Source organism: Acidaminococcus sp. (genome assembly GCF_050873445.1).
In the GTDB taxonomy this organism is placed as follows: domain Bacteria; phylum Bacillota; class Negativicutes; order Acidaminococcales; family Acidaminococcaceae; genus Acidaminococcus.
The window spans coordinates 1-9,125 of sequence record NZ_JBNMIU010000067.1; the positions used below are offsets into that span (position 1 = coordinate 1).

The 9,125-nt window shown below is 55.3% G+C and carries 8 protein-coding genes and 1 pseudogene; all 9 read left to right on the forward strand.

Annotation, left to right across the window (positions count from 1 at the left end):
- The first annotated feature begins 138 nt into the window (after positions 1-138).
- Positions 139-378: a hypothetical protein gene (locus ACR0QW_RS09960; RefSeq protein WP_045172408.1), complete on the forward strand. Its 240-nt coding sequence runs from the start codon at positions 139-141 to the stop codon at positions 376-378.
- Complete coding sequence (locus ACR0QW_RS09965; protein WP_432643508.1) at positions 329-1,564, forward strand: site-specific DNA-methyltransferase; 1,236 nt, start codon at positions 329-331, stop codon at positions 1,562-1,564. The genes ACR0QW_RS09960 and ACR0QW_RS09965 overlap by 50 nt, the downstream gene beginning before the upstream one ends.
- Positions 1,551-3,062: a DNA cytosine methyltransferase gene (locus ACR0QW_RS09970; protein WP_432643509.1), complete on the forward strand. Its 1,512-nt coding sequence runs from the start codon at positions 1,551-1,553 to the stop codon at positions 3,060-3,062. The genes ACR0QW_RS09965 and ACR0QW_RS09970 overlap by 14 nt, the downstream gene beginning before the upstream one ends.
- A gap of 61 nt (positions 3,063-3,123) precedes the next feature.
- On the forward strand, positions 3,124-3,975 hold the full coding sequence (locus tag ACR0QW_RS09975) for a hypothetical protein (protein WP_432643504.1): 852 nt from the start codon (positions 3,124-3,126) through the stop codon (positions 3,973-3,975).
- 113 nt (positions 3,976-4,088) lie between these two features.
- Positions 4,089-4,985, forward strand: a complete 897-nt coding sequence (locus ACR0QW_RS09980) for an amidoligase family protein (RefSeq protein WP_432643505.1) — start codon at positions 4,089-4,091, stop codon at positions 4,983-4,985.
- Positions 4,986-5,061: 76 nt separating this feature from the next.
- Positions 5,062-5,673: a DUF4314 domain-containing protein gene (locus tag ACR0QW_RS09985; protein WP_432643506.1), complete on the forward strand. Its 612-nt coding sequence runs from the start codon at positions 5,062-5,064 to the stop codon at positions 5,671-5,673.
- Between the two features lie 165 nt (positions 5,674-5,838).
- The gene (locus tag ACR0QW_RS09990) at positions 5,839-6,309 is read left to right on the forward strand and encodes a phage terminase small subunit P27 family (protein ID WP_432643507.1); all 471 of its coding nucleotides are present in this window, start codon (positions 5,839-5,841) and stop codon (positions 6,307-6,309) included.
- A 35-nt stretch (positions 6,310-6,344) separates the two neighbouring features.
- Positions 6,345-8,918, forward strand: coding sequence for a terminase TerL endonuclease subunit (locus ACR0QW_RS09995; RefSeq protein ID WP_432643510.1), 2,574 nt, complete (start codon positions 6,345-6,347; stop codon positions 8,916-8,918).
- Positions 8,919-8,972: 54 nt separating this feature from the next.
- Positions 8,973-9,125: pseudogene (locus tag ACR0QW_RS10000) on the forward strand (phage portal protein); the annotation flags it as partial.

A 9,125-nucleotide genomic window follows, 5' to 3' on the forward strand; every position in this document is an offset into this window, starting at 1 on the left:
CTTCCGTCCATGACCGCCGCCCCCTCAAACGTGAAAAAACGCGAAATTCATAAGGGGGGATACCCGGCATCTAAAATCGAATCATCTGCTCCAGGCTATTTGGCCCGGAGCTTTTTTGTTGTGTGAAAGGAGCCTGTCATGAACGACTGCCAGCGCCGGCAGATAGAAGCCATGCGGAAACAGGGGATGGGCTACAAAGCCATCGCCAGGAAGACCAAGCTGTCACGGGACAGCGTACGGAATTATTGCAGGTGGCACCACCTCGCCGGTTACGGCAGAGCGGTGGCGGCTGCCTTCAGAGAGGAGCAAGCGTGTGAAGACATCGGATATGGAATGGAAGATGCTGCCCATCGGCCAGCTGAAGCCTGCGGCATATAACCCCAGGAAGCAGCTGAAGCCTGGCGACAAGGAATACGAGAAAATCAAGAAGTCCATTCAGGAGTTTGGCTATGTGGAACCCATCATCGTCAATTACGACATGACGGTCATCGGTGGGCATCAGCGCCTGACCGTACTGAAGAATCTGGGCTACGAAGAAGTCCAGTGTGTCGTTGTCCATATCGAGGATGAGCATAAGGTCAAGGCGCTCAACATCGCCCTCAACAAGATCACAGGTGCCTGGAACGAACAGCTCCTGGCTGACCTTATCGTCGATTTACAGAGCGTCGACTTCAACGTCGACCTGACGGGCTTTGAAGCACCCGAGGTCGAGCAGCTCTTCTCGAAAGTGTACAACAAGAAAATCAAGGAAGATGACTTTGATGTCGATGGCGAACTGGCAAAGCCGACTATCGCCCGGGCGGGAGATATCTGGTTCCTGGGTGACCACCGCGTCATCTGTGGCGATGCGACGCTGCCGGAAACCTATGAACGGCTGATGGCGGGGAAGAAGGCCAACATGGTGCTGACGGATCCGCCGTATAACGTCGATGTCGAAGAAACGGCCGGCAAGATTAAGAACGATAATATGCCGGATGACAAGTTCTACCAGTTCCTTTTCGCGGCCTTCGTCAATATGGAACAGAACATGGAGCAGGATGCTTCCATCTATGTATTCCACGCAGATACCCAGGGGCTGAACTTCCGCAAGGCATTCAAGGACGCAGGATTCTACCTGTCTGGCTGCTGCATCTGGAAGAAGAACGCCCTGGTACTGGGCCGCAGTCCGTACCAGTGGCAGCACGAGCCGTGTCTGTTTGGCTGGAAGCTGAACGGGAAACACCAGTGGTATTCCGACCGCAAGCAGACAACCATCTGGGAATATGACCGTCCGAAAGCCAGCAAGGAACATCCGACCATGAAGCCCGTGGCGCTCATGGCCTATCCTATACAGAACTCGTCTATGAGCCATTGCATCGTCTTGGACCCGTTTCTCGGATCCGGCTCTACGCTCATGGCCTGCCAGCAGACGGGCCGTATCTGTTACGGCATCGAGCTGGACGAGAAGTTCGTCGACGTCATCGTCAGGCGCTACATCAGTGAATATGGGGACGCGGGTGTGTTTATCCTGCGCGGGGATGAGAAAATCCCGTATGCGGAGGTGGCAGATGATGGAACAGATTAAGCTGGGCAGCCTGTTCTCCGGGAGCGGCGGCTTTGAACTGGGCGCCATCCTGGCGGGCATCCGTCCTGTATGGAACTCGGAAATCGAGCCGTTCCCCATCCGCGTGACGACGAGACGGCTGCCATCTGTGAAGCATTACGGCGATGTGAGTGCCGTAAACGGCGCACAAATCGAGCCGGTAGACATCATTACCTTCGGCAGTCCCTGCCAGGATATGTCGATTGCTGGAAAAAGGGATGGCCTTGGCGGTTCGCAGTCCTCGCTGTTCTATCAGGCAGTGCGCATCGTGAAGGAAATGAGGGAAGAAACGAATGGACAATATCCAAGATATATCGTGTGGGAGAATGTCCCTGGGGCTTTCTCCAGCAACAAGGGAGAGGACTTCCGGACGGTCCTTGAAGAAATCTGCCGCATCAAAGACCCTGCGGTTTCAGTGGCTGGCTGTGCCAGATGGCAGCCTGCGGGATGCATCCTGGGAAACGGGTACTCTGTGGCCTGGCGCGTCCTCGATGCCCAATACTGGGGCGTCCCCCAACGAAGAAAGCGCATCTACCTTGTCGCAGATTTTGATGGACAAAGTGCCGGAAAGGTTCTATTTGAGTCCGAGGGCCTGTCAGGGTATTCTGCGCAGGGCTTCCGAGCATGGCAGGGTGCTGCCGGACGTCTTGCGCCTGGCCCTGGAACGGCAGGCACAATCTGCCTGAATGACCAGGGCGGCATCCGAATGGATGTGACGGAAGAGCGGACGAACACCTTACGGGCAGAAGCCCATCATCCTCCGGTCATCGTCAATCTGCCGGGTCCGGTGTTTGAGAACCATGGAGCCGATGCCCGGTACAAGGGGCCGCTCTCTGTGAACCCATCACTCACGGCGCGGTACGGGACGGGCGGCAACAACCAGCCGCTGGTCCTGCAGGGCGGGGGCAACAGAGAAAAGAAAACCTATGATGTACGGCAGACCTCGGACGGCACCCGCAATATGCGGAACCATATCTATGAGAGCGATACCTGCCGGACCGTCGACCGTTCGGGAAATGTACCGGGGAGCAACCAGGGCGGCATCGCTGTGGTGGAGCTGACCTACAGTGCCAGCAAGAATTCCCATTTCACCCGGGCGGCAAAAGAAGTGGCCGGGTCACTGGTGGCCACCGACTACAAGGATCCTCCGCTCATCAACCGCCATGCCCGTGTCCGACGCCTGATGCCGTCAGAGTGTGCCAGATTGCAGGGATTCCCGGACTGGTGGTGCAGCGGCCTTGCAACGGAGAACCCGACGGAAGAGGAGATTCGGTTCTGGCAGGATGTGTTCGAGACGCAACGCAGGACACTGGGCAAAACGACGAAACCAAAGACAAGGAACCAGATTATTAAATGGCTGCTGAATCCATATCGGGATTCTGCAGAGTACAAGATGTGGGGTAACGGCGTTGCACTTCCCTGCGTGTATTTCGTACTGGCCGGCATTGCCTGGTCTTTTGAGAAAAATATGCAGAAATGACTTGCTATTATCGGCGTTCAGAGTGATATATGTACTAGCAAAACAAGGAGGTACATAGACCATGACAATCCAGACGAACCTGAACGACCGAAAGGAACTGGCCAGACAGCTGATCCCCTTCAACCATAACGAAAAGCTCCGCTATACGGGGACGCCGGCCTTTGCCTACGAAGGGCGGGGGTTCCGCATCCTTCGCAGCGGCGATATCGAATGCGATGATGAAAAGACAGAAGCCGCCATCACGGCTTTCCTGCAGGAAGCAGGCATCCTTCCGCAGCCGGAACCGGCAGAAGGAACGGAACCCGAAATGCCGCAAGAGCCGCTGGAGCAGGATGAAACGCCAGGATCGGACGCACTGCCGCATCCGGACAGGATGGAAATCAAGGTTCCCATTGATGGCATGGACGGTGCGCAGCTCCGCAACCTGGTCTTCATGCTCCACGCCCAGCAGTACCTGCTGAACCGGGCGGCAGGACATGAAAACATCCATGTGCCGGACAGGCTGGTGGAAGACTTGAAAGAAGAACCTGGTACCGACCAGACTTCCTTCTTTGCCATCTATCAGAACTATCGCAAGGAAGGGCGGGGCTTCTGGATTGCGGCAGATACGGTGACATTCTGCATTGCCGCAACCGGCAATGCCGTGAAGAACCGCGCACTGATTGAGCTAGCGGCCTTCATGGTCAGCACAGCGAAAAAAGCGAAACGGGTTCAGGCTGACACACGGAAGCCTGAAAACGAGAAGTACTACCTGCGGATGTGGCTCCTGCGCATCGGCATGGGGACCAAGGCCAGCCACGAATCGCGCATGGCCCTGCTAAAAGGCCTGAAGGGATGGAGCGCCTTCCGCACGGAAGAAGAAGCCAAGGCTCATGCCAGGAAGCAGAAGGAACGCCGGCATCAGAACCCATAAATTTTCAATTTAATTCATAATTATTCTCAAAATGACTTGCTATTGTGTGCCTTTAGAGTGATATATAGTGTACCAAAAGAACACACGCACACATAGAAAGGACAGAGAGGATTATGAAAACACTACACTTTGGCATCGAAATGGAAATGACAGGGATTACGAGAAGCCGGGCCGCCAGCCTCATAGCCCGTTTCTTCGGGACGGAAAGCAGGCACGAAGGCGGTGCCTACGATACCTACACCGCAAGGGATGAACAGGGACGGAAATGGAAAGCCATGAACGACTCCAGCCTGGTTCCACAGAAGAAGGTGAACGGAAACATTACAGATGCTTCCAGCTTCTACCGCACGGAAGTGGTCAGTCCCATTCTTTCCTACGAAGACATCCCGAAGCTGCAGGAATTGGTGCGGATGCTACGCAAGGACGGGGCCTTTGCCAATAAATCCTGCGGCATCCACATCCACGTCGGGGCCGAACGCTTCACGGCAAAGACACTGCGGAACCTGGTGAACATTATGGCGAGCAAGGAAGACATGATTTACCGCGCCCTTCAGATCAACCCCTCGCGGGAAAGCCGATACTGCCGGAAAACGAACACCACCTTCCTGAAGGACCTCAACCGGAAAAAGCCGGACACGCTGGACGGCATCGCCGACCTCTGGTATCAGGAAGCCCCTTACGGACGGAACCATCATTACAACAGCACCCGCTACCACGGGCTGAACCTGCATGCCACTTTCACCAAAGGGACCGTCGAGTTCCGGCTTTTCAACGGGACACTCCACGCTGGGGAAATCAAGGCATACATTCAGTTCTGCCTGGCCGTCGCTCATCAGGCCCTGGCCCAGAAGAAAGCCTCGGCCCGGAAGACCGAGACGGACAATGAGAAATACGCTTTCCGGTGCTGGATGCTCCGGCTCGGACTCATCGGTGACGAGTTCAAGACCTGCCGGCTCCACTTCCTGAAACACCTCACAGGCAATTCCGCATGGCGCAATGCCGCCGCTTGAAGGGGATAGCCTTACGGGCAGCTTCGGCTGCCCTTGGGGTAGTAGAAGGGCAATCCCTTCAGAAAGGATGAGAGCGATGAAACAAAGAATCTACATTGCCTACGGCAGCAACATGAGTGAAGTACAGATGGCAAGACGGTGTCCTAACGCCGTTCTTTCAGGGACGGGCCGAATCCGGGGCTATGAACTCCTCTTCAAAGGTTCCTTGACAGGATGTTACGCCACGATCGAGAAGAAGGCGGATGCCTTCGTGCCGGTTGTTTTCTGGTGCATTTCTCCGGCGGATGAACGGCGGCTCGATGCCTATGAAGGTTTCCCGCGGTTCTACTACAAAAAAGAAGTGGATGTGGAAACAGATGATGGCATCCTCAGCGGTCTTGTGTACATCATGCACGAAGACCGGCGGTTCGGCATTCCGGAGGACTGGTATTATCAGAACATGGAGCGGGATTACCGCAGGTTCGGTTTCGACTTGTCCATCTTGCGGGCCGGCCTGCGGCACAGCCGGGAACGGATGGAAGGAACGCGGGTCCGGCTTATCGCCATGGATGACAGGCAGGCCCCGCCCAGGGGAACAGAAGGCACCGTCCAGTTCGTCGATGATGCCGGGACCATCCATGTACAGTGGGATACGGGCAGCAGTCTCGGGCTGATACCCGGAGCTGATGAATGGGAAGTCATCGAATAAGATGCATAAATATCGGATAGGCAGTCAGCGTCGAACTGTTCGAAGACAATGGCCACGCCATCGAATGGGTCATGAAGAATTAAAAAAGAGAACCCGAGGGGAACGCAGATGCGGTCCCCTCTGTCGTACAGCCCGCAAGGGCTTTTTTATTGGGAGGTGGCGCCATTGGCTGTACGAGGAAGAAAACCGAAGCCGACGGCGCTCAAGGTGCTGGAAGGCAATCCCGGCCATCGTCCCCTCAATAAGAAGGAACCCATGCCAAAGGGACGGCTCCCTCGCTGCCCGGACTGGCTGGAATACGATGCCAAGAAAGAATGGAAGCGGCTGGGGAAAGTCCTCGCTGAGATGGGGATGCTGACCAATCTGGATATGATGGCCTTTGCCGGGTACTGCCAAGCATATGCCCGATGGAAAGGAGCGGAAGAGTTCATCACCCAGCATGGGGATATGGTGCGGACGCCGAACGGTTATCTGCAGCAGGTGCCGCAGGTGTCCATCGCCCAGACGAACCTCAAGATCATGCTGAAGTTCTGTGAGCAGTTCGGCCTGACCCCGTCTGCCCGGAGCCGCATGGTCGGAGAAGAAAACGGGGTCGAAAAAGAAACGGATGAAATGGAACTGCTGCTAAGGGGGTGACAAGTTTGGCGTTTGTATATAAGCCGTCAGCGTTCATGCTGCCAGATTCCCATTACGACAAGGACAAGGCCGACAGGGCGGTTGCCTTCATCGAGCATCTCTGTCATACCAAAGGCAAATGGGCCGGGCAGCCGTTCCTGCTCCTGCCGTGGCAGGAACAGATTGTGCGTGATCTCTTCGGCATCGTCAAGGGAAACGGGAAGCGGCAGTTCCTGACGGCCTATATAGAGATTCCAAAGAAGAACGGGAAACAGCTCGCACTGGATACACCCATTCCCACGCCGGAAGGATGGAAAACCATGGCCGATTTAGAAGTCGGCGACAGGGTCTTTGACGAGCAGGGAAAGCCCTGCCATGTTGTCGCCAAAAGCCCGGTAGATGATACCGAACAAGCCTATGAACTGGTTTTCCGGGATGGAGGACGGATTGTGGCCGGTGAACGTCATCTGTGGGATGTGGAATATACTCATGGAAAGACGCGGGAAAAGCAATGGACAACCGGCGAGATTTACCGCCGCACGAAACAGTACAGGGAAAAATCCAAAGATAACCGCTCGCTTATCCGGATTCCCGTCAACCAGCTATTACACCTTCCGGAAAGGAACCTTCCGTTAGATCCTTATTTATATGGCTACTGGTTGGGAAACGGTTCTGCAACAAAACCGGAAATCACGGTGCGTGACAGTGATGTGGAAGACCTGATTCCGCTGATTCCGTACCCGCTGCATAACCGCTATCCACAGACCTGCGGCGGCAGCGAAATCCTGGTGTATAAGGCATTGAAATCTATCCTGGTGAAAAACTTCCGGGATAAGGTCATCCGGCCGGAATACCTCAGGGCTTCCGAAACGCAGCGATGGGCCTTGCTGCAGGGACTGATGGATTCCGATGGCTGCATCGGAACACGGAAAGGGCAGGGCGTATACGTCAGCACCATTCAAGAATTAGTAGAATCAGTGCAGGAACTGTTGTGGAGCCTTGGCATCAAGAACGCCATGACGTCATGCCCTTCGACCCGCTATGGGAAACCGACAGGCGAGACTTTGTATCAGATACGGTTCACCGCCTTTACGGATCAGCCGGTCAGCAAACTTCATAGAAAAAGCATCCGCAGACGGGAACGCGAAAAAAAGACGCGTTCCTGTTTTCATTATCTGGAAGAAATCAAGCCGCTGGATGATAAGGTTCCCATGCAGTGCATCCAGGTGGACAGCCCGAGCCATTGCTATCTGGCGGGGCGGACGATGGTGAAGACGCATAACAGCGAGCTGGCGGCGGCTATAGCTCTTTATCTTTTGTACGCCGATAACGAACCGAGTGCCGAAGTGTATGGTGCGGCCTGTGACCGCAACCAGGCTTCCATTGTCTTTGATGTGGCACGGCAGATGGTCGAGATGAGTCCGGCCCTGATGCGCCGTTCCAAGATACGGTCGGCCGGGAAGCGAATCATCAATTACCGCAACGCCGGGTTCTACCAGGTGCTGTCGGCAGAAACAGGGACCAAGCATGGACTCAACGTGTCCGGCCTGGTCTTTGATGAAATCCACGCCCAGCCGAACCGGAAGCTCTACGATGTCCTGACCAAAGGATCCGGCGATGCAAGGGAACAGCCGCTCTTTTTCATCATTACCACAGCGGGCAATGACAAGAACAGCATCTGCTACGAACTGCATACCAAAGCCCTGGACCTGATGGCGAGCCGGAAGAAGGATGCCACCTTTTACCCCGTGGTCTATGGGCTGGAACATGAGGAAGACTGGACGGATGAAGCGAACTGGTACAAGGCGAACCCGTCCCTGGGGCATACCATACAGATTGACCGCGTCCGGGAAGCCTATCGGAATGCCGTCGAAAATCCGGCGGAAGAGAACGTGTTCAAGCAGCTCCGGCTCAATATCTGGACTTCGGCCAGCATCCGCTGGATACCGGAACAGGTCTACGACAAGGGGAGCCTTCCCGTTGACCTGGATTCCCTGCGGGGGCGGATGTGCTACGGCGGGCTTGACTTGTCCAGCACATCGGATATCACGGCCCTGGTACTGGCCTTCCCGCCCCGGACGGAAGAGGAAAAATATATCCTGCTGCCATTCTTCTGGCTGCCGGAAGACACACTGGAACTTCGCTGCCGACGTGACCATGTCCTCTACGACGTCTGGCAGAAGCAGGGCTTCATCCAGACGACGGAAGGAAACGTCATCCATTACGGCTTTATCGAGAAGTTCATCGAACGCCTGGGGGAAACGTACTACATCCGGGAAATCGCCTATGACCGCTGGAACGCCACCCAGATGGTGCAGAATCTTGAGGACATGGGCTTTACCATGGTGCCTTTCGGCCAGGGGTTCAAGGATATGTCGCCGCCGTCGAAGGAGCTGTTCAAGCTCCTGATGGAAGGGAACATCATCCATGGCGGCAATCCCGTTCTCAAATGGATGGCCAGCAACGTCGTCATGCACCAAGATCCTGCGGGGAACATCAAGCCGGACAAAGAAAAATCCGTCGAAAAGATTGACGGAATCGTGGCGTCCATCATGGCACTAGACCGCTGCATCCGCAACGGGACTGGCAGTGGCAGTGTCTATGACGAACGAGGTGTTATTGCATTTTAAAGACATCTGCAAAAATGGCAGGTGCTTTTTTGTGCCCGTTTTTGGAGGTATTTTATGAGAATCCCCTTTTTATCCAGCCTGTTCCGTACCCGGGACAAGCCTCAGAACTATTATATCGGCACGGATTTCCGTTATCTGTTCGGCCCCTCTGCCAGTGGCAAGACGGTGAACGAGTTCACGGCTATGCAGACGACGGCAGTGTATGCC